The organism is Roseateles sp. GW821-FHT03B02 (assembly GCF_059421025.1).
Genome location: NZ_JBWKUV010000002.1, coordinates 192,676 through 209,038 on the forward strand (window position 1 = coordinate 192,676; position 16,363 = coordinate 209,038).

Here is a 16,363-nt window from a genome sequence, read left to right on the forward strand (position 1 = left end):
TGTCTGGTGCTTTCAGTAGCGCAGCTCCAAAGTCATGACGTCGCTCTCGCGCCGCATCTGGAAGCGGTTGAGGAAGCTGTTGCCCAGAAGCACATGGCTCATCAGACCGGGGATGACGATGGCATCGACATCGCGCACTTCGACATCGCCGATGCGCACGCTGGCGAGCTGGAACTGGTAGGCCGGCACGATGCCGTTGGCCGTCTGCGTGACGATGCGCTTGCCGTACATGTAGCGCAGCCCCAGCTTCTCGGCTTCTATCTGGCTGATGGAAACGCTGGTGGCGCCGGTGTCGACAAGAAAGCTCGTGACCTGGCCGTTGATCATGCCGATGGTCGTGTAATGGCCGCCAGCGCCCATGGGCAGGATGATCTGGCGCGGCGGTGCGCCGGCGGGGGCGACGACGCGCCCCGGCGCGGCACCGAGGGCCAGGGTCTGGCGCCTGCCGCCGAACTCGACGATGGCCCGACCATCCTCCAGCGCCACGAGCTTGACGCCTTTGGCCGTGCCGCCCACCTCGACCGTGCGGGGTTCGCCATCGATGATCAGCAAGGCCGAGCGCGAGCCGAGCATGCCGTTGAGCTGCACCTGGCTTGGCGGCTGGACCTGCGCTGAGGCCAGTCCGCAAGTCAGCAGCAACGGCAGCAACGCAAGACGGCCCATGCTCAGTCGCGGAAGTTGTTGTAGGTCAGGGGGGTGTCGCTGAAGCTCTTCTTGAGATGGGCGATGGCCGTCTGCAGGTCGTCGCGGTTCTTGCCTGTCACGCGGACGGCGTCGCCCTGGATGCTGGCCTGCACCTTGAGCTTGCTCTCCTTGAGCGAGCCGACGATCTTCTTGGCCAGCGTCGCCTCGATGCCTTCCTTGATCTTGTAGACCTGGCGCACCTTGTCGCCGCCCAGCTTCTCAATCTTGTCCTGCTTGTCCAGGAAGCTGATGACCACGTCCTGCTTGGTCAGCTTGGCGTACAGCACGGCTTCGATCTGCTCCAGCTGGAACTCGCTGTCCCCGGTACTGTGGATTTCCTTGTCCTTGAGCTCGACCTTCGCACCCGTGCCCTTGAAGTCGAAACGGGTGCCAATCTCCTTGATGCTGTTGTCCACGCCATTGCGGATCTTGACGTGGTCGGGCTCGAGAACGGTGTCGAAACTGGGCATGTGAATGGTCGTCAGGTTGTCGTCTGCGAAAATTTTCCCATGTCCGCGCCGACCCAGACCCCCTCGAACGAAGTGCCCGCCGGTCTCGCCATAGAGAACGACGTCAATCTCAAGCCCTACAACACCTTCGGCCTGCCGGCCGTTGCGCGCCGACTCGTGCGCATCCGCGAGGCGGCCGACGTGCGCCGCGTGGTCGACCACCCCGACCTGGGGCGAGCTCCGAAGTTCGTGCTGGGCGGCGGCAGCAATCTTGTGCTGACCAAGGACGTCGATGCCGTCGTGCTGAAGGTGGAAATTCCCGGCATCCGGCTGTTGGAGGCGCGCGACGATGCATGGATCGTCGAAGCCGGCGCCGGTGTCGTCTGGCACGAGTTGGTCAGCTGGACGCTGGAACATGGCTATCCCGGCCTGGAGAACATGGCCCTGATCCCGGGCACGGTGGGTGCCGCGCCGGTGCAGAACATCGGCGCCTATGGCATCGAGGTCAAGGACAGGCTGGAGGCCGTCGAGGTCATGGACCTGGTCACGGGCCGGCCGGCCCTGCTGCCGGCGGAGGTCTGCCGCTTCGGCTACCGGGACAGCGTCTTCAAGCACAGCGATTTCGGCGGGCTGGCGGGCAAGAGCGTCATCACGCGCGTGCGATTTCGCCTGCCGCGGCCCTGGCATCCGGTGCTGGGTTACCTCGAGATCGAGCGCAAGATGGCCGAGACCGGCATCGCCGCGCCGGATGCGCGCCAGATCTTCGACTGGATCGTGGCGGTGCGGCGCGCCAAGCTGCCCGACCCGGCCGTCATCGGCAACGCCGGCAGCTTTTTCAAGAACCCGGTCGTCACGGCCGAGCAGTGCCGCGACATCATCGGCCGCGACCCCGGCATCGTTCACTATCCCATGCCCGACGGAAGCGTGAAGCTGGCCGCCGGGTGGATGATCGATGCCTGCGGCTGGAAGGGGAAGACGGTGGGCGGAGCAGCGGTCTACGAGAAGCAGGCCCTGGTGCTGGTGAACAAGGCGGACGCGCGTGGTGCCGAGGTGGTGACGCTGGCGCGGGCCATCCAGGAGAGCGTTTACGGGCGCTTCGGCATCCGGCTGGAGCCGGAACCGGTGGTGGTGTGATCCTGATGCGACGCGCGCTGCTGGCCCGGCTCGGCGTCGCCAGCGTCCCGGCACGGGCGCTGGAGCCGCTGCTGGCGCGCAGCGTGCCGGCCGGGATCGACCCGCGCCCTATCTCGTCAGCGAAAAACTCGACGGCGTGCGTGCGCTGTGGGACGGGCGGCCGCGCCGGCCTGGTTCCTGGCTCAGCTGCCGCGCGAGGCGCTGGACGGCGAGCTGTGGATCGCGCGGCGCAGTTTCGACGCGCTGTCCGGCACCGTGCGGCGCAGCGAGCCGGTCGACGCCGAATGGCGCCGCGTGCGCTACCGCGTCTTTGAATTGCCTGCGGGCGAGGGCGACTTCGAACGGCGTGCCAGCAGGCTTAAGGCCTTGGCGGGCGGTGTCGTCGAGCCCGTCGAGCAGTGGCGACTTCCGTCCAACGCCGCCCTGCGCGCGAAGCTGCAGGAGGTGGTGGCCGCGGGCGGGGAGGGCCTGATGCTGCACCGCGCCGATGCGCCCCCCGGCCTCGGGGCGCAGCGATCTGTTGCTCAAGCCCAAGACGCAGGCCGACGCGGAGGCCGTCGTGGCCGGCCACGAGCCGGGCAAGGGGCGCTTCGCGGGCCGGCTCGGCGCGCTGGAACTGCAGACGCCGGAGGGCATCCGCTTCAAGCTGGGCACGGGCTTCAATGAAGAGCAGCGCAGCAATCCCCGCCCATCGGCGCCAGGGTGACCTACCGCTACCGGGATCTGACACCCGGGGGCAAGTCGTGCTTTGCCAGCTTCCTGCGCGTGGCGGACGATTTCTGAGAAGCCTGCCACCGCATGGCTCAAAGCCAGCGCAGCAGGGTTTCTAGCCAGTTGGGCAGGGGGCGGCTGGGCGTGTAGTTCTGGCGGTACTGGCTGTGCATGGATGGGCTCCTCAACAAATACTGTTTATTTATACAGTATTCGTCAAGGTCTGACCAGTGCCGCCCAGGCTTATTCCAGACGCGGCAGTCCACCGCCGGCCAGCAGGCCGGTGCCGGTGTAGATGCCCAGCTTGCTGCGCGTGTCGGTGATGTCGAGGTTGCGCATGGTCAGCTGGCCGATGCGGTCGGCCGGGCTGAACGGCGCGTCCTCCACCTTTTCCATCGACAGCCGCTCGGGCGCGTAGGTCAGGTTGGGGCTGCGCGTGTCCAGCAGCGAGTAGTCGTTGCCGCGGCGCAGTTCGAGCGCCACCTCGCCGGTCACGGCGCGCGCTACCCAGCGCTGGGCGGCCTCGCGCAGCATGATGGCCTGCGGGTCGAACCAGCGGCCCTGGTAGAGCAGGCGGCCCAGCTTCATGCCGTTGACACGGTACTGCTCGATGGTGTCCTCGTTGTGGATGCCGGTCACCAGGCGCTCGTAGGTGATGTGCAGCAGGGCCAGGCCCGGGGCCTCGTAGATGCCACGGCTCTTGGCCTCGATGATGCGGTTCTCGATCTGGTCGCTCATGCCCAGGCCGTGGCGGCCGCCGATCTTGTTGGCCTCGGCCAGCAGGGCCACCGGATCGCGGTACTCCACACCGTTCAGCGCGACCGGCACGCCTTCCTCGAAGCGCACCGTCACCTCTTCAGCCTTGATGGCCACGTCCTCGCGCCAGAACGCCACGCCCATGATGGGGTTGACGATCTTGATGCCGCTGTTCAGGTGCTCCAGGTCCTTGGCCTCGTGTGTGGCGCCCAGCATGTTGGAGTCGGTCGAGTAGGCCTTCTCCGCGCTCATCTTGTAGGCGAAGCCCTTGGCCGTCATGAAGGCCGACATCTCGGCGCGGCCGCCCAGTTCGTCGATGAAGGTCTGGTCCAGCCAGGGCTTGTAGATCTTCAGCGCCGGGTTGGTCAGCAGGCCGTAGCGGTAGAAGCGCTCGATATCGTTGCCCTTGAAGGTCGAGCCGTCGCCCCAGATGTTGACGCCGTCGGCCTGCATGGCGGCCACGAGCATCGTGCCGGTCACGGCGCGGCCGATGGGCGTGGTGTTGAAGTAGGTGACGCCGGCCGTGCTGATGTGAAAGGCGCCGGCCTGCAGCGCTGCAATGCCCTCGGCGACCAGCTGTGCGCGGCAGTCCACGAGGACGGCCTTCTCGGCGCCGTACAGCATGGCCTTGCGCGGGATCTCGTCGTAGTCGGGCTCGTCGGGCTGGCCCAGGTTGGCCGTGTAGGCGTAGGGCAGGGCGCCCTTGAGCTTCATCCAGTGCAGGGCGGCCGAGGTGTCGAGACCGCCGGAGAAGGCAATGCCGACCTTCTGGCCGACAGGAACGGATTGCAGGATGGTGGACATGGTGCGGGTCTCTTCTTCAGGCGACGAGGGGTTGCCACTCGGGGTGGCGCTGGATGTAAAGCTGGACGTAGCTGCAGGCGGGCACGACCTTCAGGCCCTGCTCCTGCGCCCATTGCAGGCCGGCCTCGACAAGCCGGGCCGCGAGGCCCTGGCCACGGTGGGCGTCGGGCACGCCGGTGTGCGTGAAGACGATGCGGCCGGCGCCCAGCTCGTAGTCGAGCACGCTGGCCGGCGCGGTGGGCAGCGTGAAGCGCTGGCGCTCGGGCTCGTGCTGCGGGGTCATGCGGAGGCAGCCTTCAGCACGACGGGGTGCACCTCGACGTTGGCGCTGGCCGTGGAGACGTAGACGCTGCCGTCCTGGATGCTGATCTGCAACTGCATGCTGCGCTCGGCCAGCTTGGCAAGCGCCTGCGACTGCTCGGCCGGAATCTGCCAGACGGTGAGCTTGGGCGTGCGCGTGAGCTTGCTCTCCAGGTTGCGCCACCACACCTCGGTGCTGGACGCGAAGCTGTAGACGCTGACGCGCTCGCTGCGGCCGTGCGCCTTCATCAGACGGCGGTCATCGGGCTGGCCGAGGTCGATCCAGTGGACGATGTCGCCCGTCAGGTCGATCTGCCAGAGGTCGGGCTCGTCGACATCGGACAGGCCCTTGGTGAACTCCAGCCGACCGCGCAGCTCGTCGGCCGGAACGTTCAGCGCGAAGGCCAGCACGCGGATCATCAGCCGCTCCTCGGTCTCGCTGGGGTGACAGGCGAGGGTGAGGTTGTGGTCGCCGTAGACATGGCGGTCCATGTCGGCGATCTGGAGCTGGGCTTTGTAGATGGTGGCTTTGAGCGCCATGAAACGGTGGTTACTAAGGGCAGCCCGCCATTATCGGGGCGAAGCCTCGTGGCATGATTCCGTTTCCCGTTTGGAACCTTCGCAACCTCGCGTTGCGCGCTCGACATGAAACGCATCCTTCTCCCGCTGGCCCTGGTCATCGCCGTCTCCGCCCAGGCACAGATCACCAACAACACCAAGGCCAAGGTCGACCCGAAGAACAACAAGGTCAGCAACCCGGTCGTGGAGAAACCCAAGCCCAAGCTGATGTCGCGCGACGAGCTGCGCGCCTGCATCGACCAGCAGGACGCCAACGGCAAGGAGGCCGAGGCCATCAAGGCCGAACAGGCGTCCTACAAGGCCAATGCCGACAAGCTCAAGGCCGAGAAGGCCAACATCGAAGCCGGCGAGGCCGAGCTGGCCAAGAAGGTCGCCGAGGTCAAGGCCGAGCGCGACGGCATCCTCAAGGCCCACGAGACGCTGACCGCTGAGGCGCCCAAGCTGGAAAAGGCCGAGCTCAAGGCCCGCAACGAGGCCTACCAGGCTCGCGCCAATGCCTTCGGCCCGATGGTCGATGCGCTGAAGGTGGCCGATGCCGAGCAGGGCGCCAAGCGCAAGGCCTTCTCCGACAAGGTCGACGCGCTGGACGCCCAGTTCAAGGGTATCGAGGACCGCACCGAGAAGCACTTCGACGCCAACGACAAGTGGAAGGCCGAGTGCCAGAACAAGGCCTACGACGAGAACGACGAGAAGGCCATCCGCAAGGAAAAGGCGGCCGCGGGCAAGTGATTCCCGCCGGCCACTGAAGACCGCTACCGGGCCGCCTCCCCACCAGGGAGCGGCCCTTTTTGTTTTCTGCCAGGACAACCCGCATGAGCAATCCGCTGCTGCAGGACTGGGCCGGCCCACACGGCCTGCCGCCCTTCGCCGACATCGCCCCGGCGCATTTCCAGCCCGCCTTCGACGCCGCGCTCGCCGCGCACCGCACCGAGATCGAGGCCATCGCCGGCCAGGCCGAGCCGCCGGCCTTCGCCAACACGCTGGCTGCCTTCGACGCCAGCGGCCGTCAGCTCGCCCGGCTCGAGCACCTCTTCTATACGCTGGCTGCCTCGGCCACCTCGCCCGAACTGCAGGCCCAGCAGCGTGCCCTCGCCGCGCCGCTGGCCGAGCATGGCAGCTGGGTCTACATGCACCAGGGGCTGTTCGCGCGCGTCGAGGCGCTGTTCGAGCAGCGCGAGCGCCTGGGCATCACGCCCGAACAGCGCCGCCTGCTGGAGCGCGTGCACCTGGACTTCCTGCGCGCCGGCGCCCGCCTCGCGCCCGAGGCCCGGGTGCGCTATGCCGCCGTCATGGCCCGCCTGGCCGAGCTGAACACGCGCTTCGCGCAGAACGTGCTGGGCGCCGAGAACGGCTACCAGCTGCGCCTGACCACCGAAGCCGAACTGGCCGGCCTGCCCGGCTTCGTGCGCGCGGCCGCCCGCCAGGCGGCGCTGGACCGCGGCTTGGGCGACGGCACCCACGTCATCACGCTGTCGCGCTCGCTGATCGTGCCCTTCCTCGCTTTCAGCGCGCGGCGCGATCTGCGCGAGCAGGCCTGGCGCGCCTGGGTCGGGCGTGGTGATGACACCGGTGACACCGACAACCGCGCCATCTGCCGCGAGATCCTGGAACTGCGCTCCGAACAGGCCCGGCTGCACGGCCACACCTGCTATGCCGACTACGCGCTGGAGGACACGATGGCGCGCAGCCAGGGCGCCGTCATGGGTCTGCTGGAGCGGGTCTGGCACCCGGCGTTGGCCGCCCAGGCACGCGAGCGCGAGGCCGTGCTGGCCGCGATGGCCGCTGCCGGTGCGACGCATGCCCTCGAAGCCTGGGACTGGCGCTTCTACGCCGAGCAAGCCAAGCGTGCCCGCTTCGAACTGGACGAGGCCGAGGTCAAGCCCTATTTCTCGCTGGACCGCATGGTGGCGGCCATGTTCGACTGCGCCAGCCATCTCTTTGGCCTGCAGTTCAAGGCCCGGCCCGACATCGCCGGCTACCACGCCGACGTGCGCGCCTATGAGGTCTTCGACGCCGACGGCTCGCTGCGCGGCCTGTTCCTGCAGGACAACTTCGCCCGCCCGACCAAGCGCAGCGGCGCCTGGATGAACGCGCTGCGCAACCAGAGCCGCGCGCTGGGTGCCACGCCCGTCATCCTGAACAACAACAACTTCGCCCGCGGCGCGGCCGGCGAGCCGACGCTGCTGAGCTTCGACGACGTGCGCACGCTCTTCCACGAGTTCGGCCACGGGCTGCATGGCCTGCTGTCCAACGTCGAGCACGAGCGCCTGGCCGGCACCCAGGTGTTGCGCGATTTCGTAGAGCTGCCCTCGCAGCTCTACGAGCACTGGATGGCCGAGCCCGAGGTGCTGAAGAAGTTCGCCCGCCACTGGCAGACCGACGAGCCCCTGCCCGATGCGCTGCTGGCCAAGCTGCAGGCTGCGCGCCAGTTCGGCCAGGGCTACGAGACGCTGCGCTACACGGCTAGCGCCCTCGTCGACATGGCTGCGCACGCACTGCCCGCTGCGCCGGCCGACGTCGTCGCCTTCGAGCGCGACACGCTGGCGCAGCGGGGCCTGCCGGCCGAGGTCGGCATGAACCACCGGCTGACGCATTTCCAGCATCTGTTCAGCAGCGCCGGCTACGCCGCCGGCTACTACGTCTACCTGTGGGCCGAGGTGCTGGACTGCGATGCCTTCGACGCCTTCGTCGAGGCAGGTAGCGTCTTCGACGCGGCGGTGGCCGCCCGGCTGCGCGAGTGCATCTACGCGGCCGGCAACAGCCGCGAGCCGGGCGAGGCCTTCCGCGCCTTTCGCGGCCGTGACCCGGTGGTTGAGCCCATGCTCAAGGACCGGGGTTTGCTGCCGGCCTGAGGGCGGGCCGCAAGGCGGCCCATTGCGCCAGCGCGACGACGGCGCACATCGTCGCGAAGGCCACCCACGCGTGCGGCCACAGCAGCGGCAGGCCGAGCAGGATCAGCCCGTCGTTGCTGCCGGGAATGAGCAGGCTGCCCCAGCCCATCAGCAGACCGCCGGCCCCGCAGCGCGCCAGCCCGGCGGCATTGGGCAGGCGTCGCCGCCACAGCCCGGCGCGCCAGCCGCCGGCCATCGCGCCGGCCAGCAGGCAGGCGAATAGCGCGAGGCGGGTCGCGCTGTCCCTGCGCATGCCATGGGCCAGTTCGGCCAGCGCGTCGGTGTAGGCCCAGGGGCCTTCGAGCAGCAGCAGCACGAGAAAGGCCAGGCCGATGGAGACGGTGGCCGCGTGCGGTGACCACCAGCCGCCCTCGCGCCAGCGTGTCGCCGCGCGCCACAGTGCCCAGGCAGCGAAGAGCAGGCCCAGCGCTGCCGGTGCCAGCCACAACGGCGAGCCCATCGGCAGCGGCTGCGGCTGCACCGGGCCGAACAGGCGCCCCAGGCTCAGGCAGCCGAGGAAAAAGCCCAGCGGCGTGGCGACAAAGGCCCATTCACCGTTGCCCAGCCGCGCGATGGCACCGAACACGCAGGCCTGGTTGATGAAGGCCCCCAGGCCCAGCAGCCCGGCGCCCAGCAGCGTCCAGCCCGTCAGCGCGAAAGGCGCCGGCAGGACGGGCGGGGCGAGGTGCAGCGCCCGTGCCAGCAACAGCCCGCCGGCCACCCACAGCGAGGCCTCCAGCAGGCTGCGCAGCCGGGTGGCGCGGCGCTGCGCCATGAGCTCGCCGACGGCGGCCACCGTGCAGGTCGCGCCGCGCTGGATGGCCGCGCCCATCAGCAGCGCGCAGGCCGCGGCGCCTGCGAAGGCCAGCGCGTTCATTGGTGCACCCCTGGGCGTGCGGCCCGTCCCGCCAAGCGGGAGCGAGCTTGGTTGTGCCGGCCCGGCGCGGCGCTCACGCCGGCTCCAGCAGGTGCTCGATGACGCCCTCGATCGGGTCCACGGGTGCCTGCCAGGGCGCGCGCTCGATCATGCGGCGTGCGTCGGCTAGGCCCGCATCGCGGCGCGCCTTGACGCCGGCGGGCGTGAAGTCGATGTCTTTGGTGTGGTCCTCGCCCTCGATGCGCGGCGCCAGCAAATGGGCCACGTGCATGGTGGTGCCGCAGCCCCAGGCGGCCAGCTCCCTGGCGGCGCGCTGCTGCGCCGGCGGCAGCAGGCGGTTGAGCTCACGGATGACGTGGCGCAGCCGGTGGATCTGCTTCTGGCGGGCGATGTGGCTGTCCGCCCGGCTGGCGTACTGGATGTCCTTCTGCCGGCCCATGACCTGCCAGATTGACTCGGGCTGCGGCGCTGTCTGGTGCCAAACGTTGACGGCGAAGATCAGCGCGTCGCGGCGCGGGTTGTCGTCCAGCACGGCCTCGATGGGCGTGTTGGAGTAGAGGCCGCCGTCCCAGTAGGCCTCGCCATCGATGCAGACGGCCGGGAAGGCCGGCGGCAGGGCGCCGGAGGCCATGACGTGCTCCAGGCCGACCGGCTCCTCGCGGCTGTCGAAATAGCGCATCTGGCCGCTGCGTACATTGACGGCGCCCACCGTGAGGCGGGTGCCGCCGTGCTGCAGCTCCTCGAAGTCGACCAGGCCGCGCAGCGTCTCGCGCAGCGGCTCGGTGCTGTAGTAGGCCGCCTTGTCGACACCCAGCGCGGCCTGGGTGCCGCGCAGTGCTGCGAGGTTGGGTTCGAAAAAGGCCGGGATGCCGCGCATCACCGTCGTCATGTTGGCCAGCAGATTGCCCATGCCCAGCCAGTCCAGCGGGCCGGCCATGCGGTTCTGCTGCTCCACATGGCGCCAGAAGGCGTTGAGCCGCTCCATGCGCCGCTCGGGCGGGTTGCCGGCTATCAGTGCGGCGTTGATGGCGCCGATGGAGGTGCCGATGACCCAGTCCGGCGCTATGCCGGCCTCGTGCAGAGCCTGGTAGACGCCTACCTGATAGGCGCCCAGCGCCCCGCCTCCTTGCAGGACGAGCACGACCTGGGGGCGTGCCGTGTTTGGGGTGGGGTGGGGCTTCTTGGTGGGCATGTCTGTCTCCGCTGCAGGTAGCTGGGTCGGTCGGCGCGCGGCCCCTCGGGCTTACATGTGTTCCTTCATCGTGGCCGGCTTGCCGTCGTTGACGATGTCGGCGATGGTCAGCTCCACCGGGGCGGCGGTGCTGTTCTTCCACCAGTGCCTGGTGCCGAGGAACTCGCGCGAGATCTCGCCGGCCTTGTGCAGGATGGGCACCGCGCACTTGCTGGAGTGCTCGTGGATCTCGCCGCTGTTGACCATGATCAGCGCGGGGCGGTCCTCGTGGCTGTGGAAGGGCACGACGCCGCCAGGGGCGATCGTCATGTGGCGCAGGCGCAGGCGGCGGTTGGCCAGGTGCACGTTCTCCTTGGCCAGGTCGATGGACGAGAGCTCGGTATCGGTCACGCCGACGGGGGCGGTGGCGGCATCGGCCAGCGCGTTGGCCATGACCTTGTCGGCCGGGCATTCGCCGGCATGGGCGCTACTGCCGGCGAGGCTGGTGACGAGGGCCGCCGTGGCGGCCAGCAGTTGGCTCAGGCGGGACGTGCGGGTGCGGATGATCGAAGTCTTCATGGGTTTCTCCCTTGGGTTTGGTTTGCGGGGTGGCGGGGTTTCACTGGGCCGTCCAGCCGCCCTCTATGGGCAGCACGGCGCCGGTGATGGGGGCGGCATCGTCGGAGCAGAGGAAGCAGGCCAGGGCAGCGACCTGCTCGACGGTGACGAACTGTTTGGTGGGCTGGGCGGCGAGCAGTACGTCGCGGATTACGGCCTGCTCGCTGATGCCGCGGGCACGGGCGGTGTCGGGGATCTGCTGCTCCACCAGCGGCGTCAGCACGTAGCCGGGGCAGACCGCGTTGACAGTGATGCCGGCCTCGGCGAGCTCCAGCGCGACGGTCTTGGTGAAGCCGGCGACGCCATGCTTGGCGGCGACGTAGGCCGACTTGTACTTGCTGGCCACCAGCGCATGCGCCGAGGCCACGTTGATGATGCGGCCCCAGCCCTTCTTCCTCATCGCCGGCACGGCCAGGCGAGTCGTGTGGAAGCTGGCGCTGAGGTTGATGGCCAGGATGGCGTACCACTTGTCGACCGGGAACTCCTCCACCGGCGCGACATGCTGGATGCCGGCGTTGTTGATGAGCAGATCGATGGCGCCGAACTCGGCGATGGCGCGGCCCATCATGCGTTCGATCTGCTCCGGCTGGCTCATGTCGGCTGGGTCGTGGCGCACCTGCACGTCGTGCTGCTCGATGAGGTCCAGGCGCAGCCTTTCGATGTCGTGCACGTCGCCGAAGCCGTTGAGCACGACGTTGGCGCCCTGGGCGGCCAGCGAACGGGCGATGCCGAGGCCGATGCCGGAGGTGGAGCCCGTGACGAGGGCGGTCTTGCCGATAAACATGTGGTTCTCCTAGTGAAAGCGGGAGGGAGGCGGGTCGCGGTCGACCTCGGCCGTGCGCGTGAAGCGCAGGTGGGTGATGTCGAGCGGGAAGAACAGGCCCCAGGTCCATTCGACCCAGATGCGCGCCTTGCGGCCCAGCGTGGGCATGCGCAGCAGGTAGTAGCCGCGCCACAACAGCCAGGCCGGCAGGCCCGTGAGAAGCAGGCCGAACAGGGTGGCCACGCCCTTGAGGTGGCCGGTGGTGGCCATCATTCCGCGGGCTTGGTAGGCGAACGGCCGCGTCGGCCTGCCGTCGAGATGGCGCAGCAGGTTCTCGGCCAGGGTCCGGGCCTGCGCGACGGCGAACTGCGCCGTCGGCGGGCAGACTCGGCCGTCGTCGGCGTTGAGCTGCGCGGCGCAGTCGCCCAGTGCCCACAGCACCGGCGCGCCCGGCTCGAGGGGCACGCGGCCGTCGGACAGCGTCGCGATGCGGCCGCGCGTCATCGGCAGGGCCAGGGCCTCGGCCAGCGGGTTGGGCTGCGTGCCGACGGTGCAGATGACCGTGGCACTGGGCAGGGCCCGGCCGTCGGCCAGCTCGACCTCATAGGCATGTATGCGCGCGGCGCGCGTGCCGCAGCGCACCTGCACACCACGCCGCTTCAGCGAGCGCTCGGCCGCCTCGCCCAATGTGCGTGGCAGTTCGGGCAGCAGGCGCTCGCCGTCGTGCAGCAGGCTGATACCGAAGCCGTTGGCACGGGTGCGGGGGTAGTGGCGGCTGGCGCTGCGGATGAAGTCGGCCAGCGCGCCGGCCACCTCGACGCCGGAGAAGCCGCCGCCGATGACGACGAAGTGTCCTAGCGCCGGATCGTCGCCTAGCTCGCGGCGGGCCAGTGCCTGCAGCACCCGGTTGCGGATGTGCAGCGCGTCGCCCACCAGCTTCAGCGGCAGCGCATGCTCGGCCATGCCGGGCAGCAGGTCCAGGCGGGCGCGCTGGCCCAGGGCCAGCACGAGATGGTCGAAGGCGAACTCGCGCGGCCCGGCCAGCGTGTGGCAGCCGATGCGCCGGGACTGCAGGTCGATGCCGCCGACGCGGCCCATGACGAAGCGCACGCCGGGCAGCATTTCGCGGATGGGCGCCACCACGTGCTCGGGGAAGACGCCGGCGCCGACGACCTCGGGCAGCATGGGGTTGAAGGTGGTGTAGCTCTCCTCGCTGACCAGCAGCAACTCCCAGCCGGCGGGCAGGCGGCCGTGCAGGGAGCGGGCCAGCGTGGTGCCGGCAAAGCCGCCGCCGACGATGGCGACGGTGCGGGCTGAGGGAGTGGGCTTGGCGGTGGACATGGCGCTGGACACGGCGGTTAGGGCATTGAAGGCCGCCAGTGTCCGGATCGGGGCGCAAGCCGTGAATTGGCATCAATTCATGGCGCCATGCGCGCTGGTTATCGTGGGGGGTGTAAGGAAGCCGCGGCCCCGCGCGACCCCCGCGCATGGAGCTCTACCAGATCCGCTACTTCCTGGCCGTGGCTGAAACGCTGAACTTCACACGCGCGTCGGAGCGGTCCTTCGTGTCGCAGCCGGCGCTCACCAAGGCCATCCAGCGGCTGGAGGAGACCATCGGCGGGCGGTTGTTCGACCGCACCAAGAACTCCGTGCAGCTCAGCGAACTGGGCCGGGCCATGCTGCCCAACTTCCGCCAGATCTTCGATACCGCCCAGGCCGCCCGCGAGCAGGCGCGGCGCTTCGCGCGCCAGAAGCGCGAGGTGGTGCGAGTGGGTGTCATGTGCACCATCGACTTCCAACAGGTGCTGCCTGGTTTTGTGCAGAGCCAGGATCAGCACGACATCGAGCTGCATTTCCGCGAGGGCAACCTGGAGGCGCTGACCGACGAGCTGGACCGCGGCGACGTCGACATCGGCATCATGTGCTCGCCCTACGAGACCCCACGACGCTTCGACGCCCGACTGCTGTTCCGCGAGGACTATGTCGTTGCCATCGGCGAGGACCACCGCTTCAGCGGCCGCCAGGCCATCGACATGGCCGAGCTGGACCGCGAGCGCTACTGCGAGCGCATCTACTGCGAGTTCTCCAGCTACATCGGGCGCCTGCTGATTGATCGCGGCGTGCGGCTGGAGGTGGTGCAGCAGTCGCACCGCGAGGACTGGATCCAGGCCTTCGTGCGTTCCAACTTCGGCGTCGCCTTCATGCCGCAGTCCATCGCCGACGCGGCGGGGCTGATGCAAGTGAGCACGGCCGACTGTCCCATCGTGCGCGAGGTCAAGCTGCTGGTGCAGTCGGAGCGGCCGCTGAGCGCAGCCCAGCAGGCCGTCGTCGATTCACTGCTGGTTCACGACTGGCGGCAGGCCTAGCTTTCGGGGCGGCGCCAGAGCCAGATCGCTACGACGAGCATCACGGCGGGCACCGCGACCTTGACCGTCGGCGGCAGCGTGGTCAGCGCCAGCATCGTGGCGCTGCCGGCCATCATCAGACTGGCCAGCCATTTGGCGCGGCGTGGCACGGCGCCACTCTCGCGCCAGCGGCGGATGTGGGGGCCGAAATGCGCGTGGTTGAGCAGCCAGGCTTCCAGCGCCGGCCAGCCCTTGCCGGCGGCCCAGGCAGCCAGCAGCAGGAAGGGCACGGTGGGCAACACCGGCAGCACCGCGCCAACGAGGCCCAGCACAAGACTCAGCAGCGCCAGCGCGCGCCACAGCAGCCGGTGCATGACGGCCCTTACTTCAGTCCACCGCTGAGGAATTGCTGCAGGCGCTCGCATTGCGGGCGCAGCAGCATTTCCTTGGGGTTGCCTTCCTCCTCGACGCGGCCCTGGTGAAGGAACAGGCAATGGTTGGACACCTCGCGCGCGAAACCCATCTCGTGGGTCACGACGATCATCGTGCGGCCCTCGGAGGCCAGATCGCGCATGACCTTGAGCACCTCGCCGACCAGCTCGGGGTCCAGCGCCGAAGTGGGTTCGTCGAACAGCATGACCTCGGGGTCGACGGCCAGCGCGCGGGCGATGGCCACGCGCTGCTGCTCGCCGCCCGACAGCTGGGCCGGGTAGACGCTGGCGCGGTGGGACACGCCCACGCGGGCCAGCAGCGCCTGGGCACGCTCGACGGCCTCGGCCCTGGGCCTGCCGAGCACATGCACCGGTGCCTCGATGACGTTCTCCAGCACCGTCATGTGGGCCCAGAGGTTGAAGTTCTGGAACACCATTGCCAGCCTTGCGCGCCAGCGCTGCAGCTGGTGGGCGTCGGCGGCCTTCAGGCTGCCGTCGCGGTCGCGCACCAGTTTCAGTGCCTCGCCGCCCAGCGCCAGCTCGCCTTCATTGGGCTGTTCCAGCAGGTTCAGGCAGCGCAGGAAGGTGCTCTTACCCGAGCCGGAGGAGCCGATCAGCGTGACGACGTCGCCCTTGCTGGCGCTGAACGAGATGCCCTTGAGCACCTCGCGCTCGCCGAAGCGCTTGTGGATGTTGGTGGCCTGCAGTTGAACGTGGCTCATGCTCAGGCCCCCAGCAGCTTGCCGGTGCGCAGCGCCTCGCGGCCGGCGACCTTGGCGACACGCATGCCGGCGAAGGCAAAGCGCAGGAAGTCGCGCGCGAAGAACAGGCCGTCCACGGGGCTCTTCAGCTCGGTGACCGCCGCCGTGATCGGATCGATGACATGGGCCAGCACTTCGCCGGCCTTCACCTCGGCGCCGACGTCCTTGACGAAGGTCAGCACGCCGGCCACCGGCGACTTGATGGGCATGCTGCCGGCCAGCGGGCGGGCATCGCCTTGCGGCAAGGGCAGCGCCGGCCTGTCGCCCCTGATCAGGCCGCGCCAGCGCAGGTAGTCGACGATGTTCCGCGCGTCGGCGGCGGCCAGTTCGTGCGTCACGTCGGCGGCGCCGCGCAGCTCGACGGTCACGCTCAGGCAGGCCTGCGGGATGGGGAAGCGGCCGCCGAAATGCTTTGCCCACTTCCACCAGACCTGGGAGCAGGCCTCGTCGAAGGGGTTGTCGCCCGAGTCCTGGGCCAGCAGCGTCACGCGCGAGCGCAGGAAGCGCGCCAGAGGCTCGCAGTCGGGCCAGCAGGGCGTCTCGGTGTAGAGGTGCATCAGCGCCTGGGCGTCGCAGTGAAGGTCCAGCACGACGTCGGCATCGCAGGACAGGCTGAGCAGCGTGCGGCGCAGCGACTGCAACTCGGTGTCGACGGGCGAGGCCAGCACGGCGGCCCTGAGCGCACGGCGCAGGACGGCGACATTGCTCGCGGCGTCGGCGCCCAGCTGCGACTCCACCGCCTGGGCGACGGCCTCGATCTGGTCCGGGTAGTGCCGGTTGAAGTTCTCGCCGGTGGTCAGCTCGAAGCGGCCCTGGTGCATGTGCAGCAGGTGCTGCGACAAGCCGATGGGGTTGGCCATCGGCACGAGGATGATCTCGCCGCTGATCTGGCCGGCGGCATCCAGCGCATCCAGCATGCCGCGCAGATGGTGCGCGACCAGCATGCCGGGCAGCTCGTCGGCGTGCAGCGAGGCCTGGATGTAGGTCTTCTGCCCACCGGGCTGGCCGTAGTGAAGCGAGACGAGTTCGCGTTGCGTGCCCGGGGCGGGGGAGAGCAGGGAATGTCGAACGACTTGCATAGGCGTAGTG

Annotated in this window: 18 protein-coding genes and 1 pseudogene; 5 read left to right on the forward strand and 14 right to left on the reverse strand. The window is 69.1% G+C overall.

The window, feature by feature from the left end; translation table 11 throughout:
• Positions 1-12 precede the first annotated feature (12 nt).
• Both AC07VX_RS07150 and AC07VX_RS07155 read right to left on the reverse strand, forming a co-directional pair.
• A complete protein-coding gene (locus AC07VX_RS07150; RefSeq protein WP_493164059.1) occupies positions 13-663 on the reverse strand; it encodes a retropepsin-like aspartic protease family protein in 651 nt (216 codons plus the stop codon).
• A gap of 2 nt (positions 664-665) precedes the next feature.
• Positions 666-1,154 (reverse strand): YajQ family cyclic di-GMP-binding protein, encoded by a 489-nt coding sequence (locus AC07VX_RS07155; protein ID WP_493164060.1) that lies wholly within the window; start codon positions 1,152-1,154, stop codon positions 666-668.
• 39 nt (positions 1,155-1,193) lie between these two features.
• On the opposite strand from AC07VX_RS07155, the gene murB reads away from it, so the two are divergent.
• Positions 1,194-2,267, forward strand: a complete 1,074-nt coding sequence (gene murB, locus AC07VX_RS07160; protein ID WP_493164061.1) for a UDP-N-acetylmuramate dehydrogenase — start codon at positions 1,194-1,196, stop codon at positions 2,265-2,267.
• 108 nt (positions 2,268-2,375) lie between these two features.
• Here the strand turns inward: murB and AC07VX_RS07165 are convergent, their stop codons facing one another.
• Complete coding sequence (locus AC07VX_RS07165) at positions 2,376-2,795, reverse strand: hypothetical protein (protein WP_493164516.1); 420 nt, start codon at positions 2,793-2,795, stop codon at positions 2,376-2,378.
• On the opposite strand from AC07VX_RS07165, the pseudogene AC07VX_RS07170 reads away from it, so the two are divergent.
• Positions 2,755-3,050: pseudogene (locus tag AC07VX_RS07170) on the forward strand (hypothetical protein). The gene AC07VX_RS07165 and the pseudogene AC07VX_RS07170 overlap by 41 nt on opposite strands.
• A 171-nt stretch (positions 3,051-3,221) precedes the next feature.
• Here AC07VX_RS07170 and argG read toward each other — a convergent pair.
• Genes argG through AC07VX_RS07185 form a run of 3 tightly spaced genes read right to left on the reverse strand, consistent with a single transcriptional unit; the run spans position 3,222 to position 5,378 of the window.
• Positions 3,222-4,538 (reverse strand): argininosuccinate synthase, encoded by a 1,317-nt coding sequence (argG, locus tag AC07VX_RS07175; protein ID WP_493164062.1) that lies wholly within the window; start codon positions 4,536-4,538, stop codon positions 3,222-3,224.
• Positions 4,539-4,554: 16 nt separating this feature from the next.
• Positions 4,555-4,821, reverse strand: coding sequence for a GNAT family N-acetyltransferase (locus AC07VX_RS07180; protein ID WP_493164063.1), 267 nt, complete (start codon positions 4,819-4,821; stop codon positions 4,555-4,557).
• The gene (locus AC07VX_RS07185; protein ID WP_493164064.1) at positions 4,818-5,378 is read right to left on the reverse strand and encodes a YaeQ family protein; all 561 of its coding nucleotides are present in this window, start codon (positions 5,376-5,378) and stop codon (positions 4,818-4,820) included. The genes AC07VX_RS07180 and AC07VX_RS07185 overlap by 4 nt, the downstream gene beginning before the upstream one ends.
• 105 nt (positions 5,379-5,483) lie before the next feature.
• On the opposite strand from AC07VX_RS07185, the gene AC07VX_RS07190 reads away from it, so the two are divergent.
• Together AC07VX_RS07190 and AC07VX_RS07195 are read left to right on the forward strand one after the other, a co-directional pair.
• On the forward strand, positions 5,484-6,146 hold the full coding sequence (locus AC07VX_RS07190) for a hypothetical protein (RefSeq protein WP_493164065.1): 663 nt from the start codon (positions 5,484-5,486) through the stop codon (positions 6,144-6,146).
• Between the two features lie 83 nt (positions 6,147-6,229).
• On the forward strand, positions 6,230-8,269 hold the full coding sequence (locus AC07VX_RS07195) for a M3 family metallopeptidase (protein ID WP_493164066.1): 2,040 nt from the start codon (positions 6,230-6,232) through the stop codon (positions 8,267-8,269).
• Here the strand turns inward: AC07VX_RS07195 and AC07VX_RS07200 are convergent.
• From AC07VX_RS07200 to AC07VX_RS07220, 5 genes are all read right to left on the reverse strand, one after another.
• Positions 8,241-9,185 carry a YeeE/YedE thiosulfate transporter family protein gene (locus AC07VX_RS07200; RefSeq protein WP_493164068.1) on the reverse strand — a complete coding sequence of 315 codons (945 nt, stop codon included), beginning with the start codon at positions 9,183-9,185 and terminating at the stop codon, positions 8,241-8,243. The two genes, AC07VX_RS07195 and AC07VX_RS07200, sit on opposite strands and share 29 nt — an antisense overlap.
• Positions 9,186-9,258: 73 nt before the next feature.
• Positions 9,259-10,377, reverse strand: a complete 1,119-nt coding sequence (locus AC07VX_RS07205) for a patatin-like phospholipase family protein (RefSeq protein ID WP_493164069.1) — start codon at positions 10,375-10,377, stop codon at positions 9,259-9,261.
• Between the two features lie 51 nt (positions 10,378-10,428).
• Positions 10,429-10,935: a cupin domain-containing protein gene (locus tag AC07VX_RS07210; protein ID WP_493164070.1), complete on the reverse strand. Its 507-nt coding sequence runs from the start codon at positions 10,933-10,935 to the stop codon at positions 10,429-10,431.
• Positions 10,936-10,975: 40 nt separating this feature from the next.
• Positions 10,976-11,758 carry a 3-hydroxybutyrate dehydrogenase gene (locus AC07VX_RS07215; RefSeq protein ID WP_493164072.1) on the reverse strand — a complete coding sequence of 261 codons (783 nt, stop codon included), beginning with the start codon at positions 11,756-11,758 and terminating at the stop codon, positions 10,976-10,978.
• Positions 11,759-11,767: 9 nt separating this feature from the next.
• Entirely contained in the window at positions 11,768-13,078 is a 1,311-nt protein-coding gene (locus AC07VX_RS07220) for an NAD(P)/FAD-dependent oxidoreductase (protein ID WP_493164073.1), read from the reverse strand.
• A 146-nt stretch (positions 13,079-13,224) separates the two neighbouring features.
• Here AC07VX_RS07220 and AC07VX_RS07225 point away from each other — a divergent pair, with 146 nt between their 5' ends.
• Positions 13,225-14,103 (forward strand): LysR family transcriptional regulator, encoded by an 879-nt coding sequence (locus AC07VX_RS07225; RefSeq protein WP_493164074.1) that lies wholly within the window; start codon positions 13,225-13,227, stop codon positions 14,101-14,103.
• Here AC07VX_RS07225 and AC07VX_RS07230 read toward each other — a convergent pair.
• Genes AC07VX_RS07230 through AC07VX_RS07240 form a run of 3 tightly spaced genes read right to left on the reverse strand, consistent with a single transcriptional unit; the run spans position 14,100 to position 16,353 of the window.
• Positions 14,100-14,456 carry a YbaN family protein gene (locus tag AC07VX_RS07230; RefSeq protein WP_493164075.1) on the reverse strand — a complete coding sequence of 119 codons (357 nt, stop codon included), beginning with the start codon at positions 14,454-14,456 and terminating at the stop codon, positions 14,100-14,102. The two genes, AC07VX_RS07225 and AC07VX_RS07230, sit on opposite strands and share 4 nt — an antisense overlap.
• An 8-nt stretch (positions 14,457-14,464) precedes the next feature.
• Positions 14,465-15,235 (reverse strand): ABC transporter ATP-binding protein, encoded by a 771-nt coding sequence (locus tag AC07VX_RS07235; protein WP_493164076.1) that lies wholly within the window; start codon positions 15,233-15,235, stop codon positions 14,465-14,467.
• A 2-nt stretch (positions 15,236-15,237) separates the two neighbouring features.
• The gene (locus tag AC07VX_RS07240; protein ID WP_493164077.1) at positions 15,238-16,353 is read right to left on the reverse strand and encodes a succinylglutamate desuccinylase/aspartoacylase family protein; all 1,116 of its coding nucleotides are present in this window, start codon (positions 16,351-16,353) and stop codon (positions 15,238-15,240) included.
• Between the last annotated feature and the right edge of the window lie 10 nt (positions 16,354-16,363).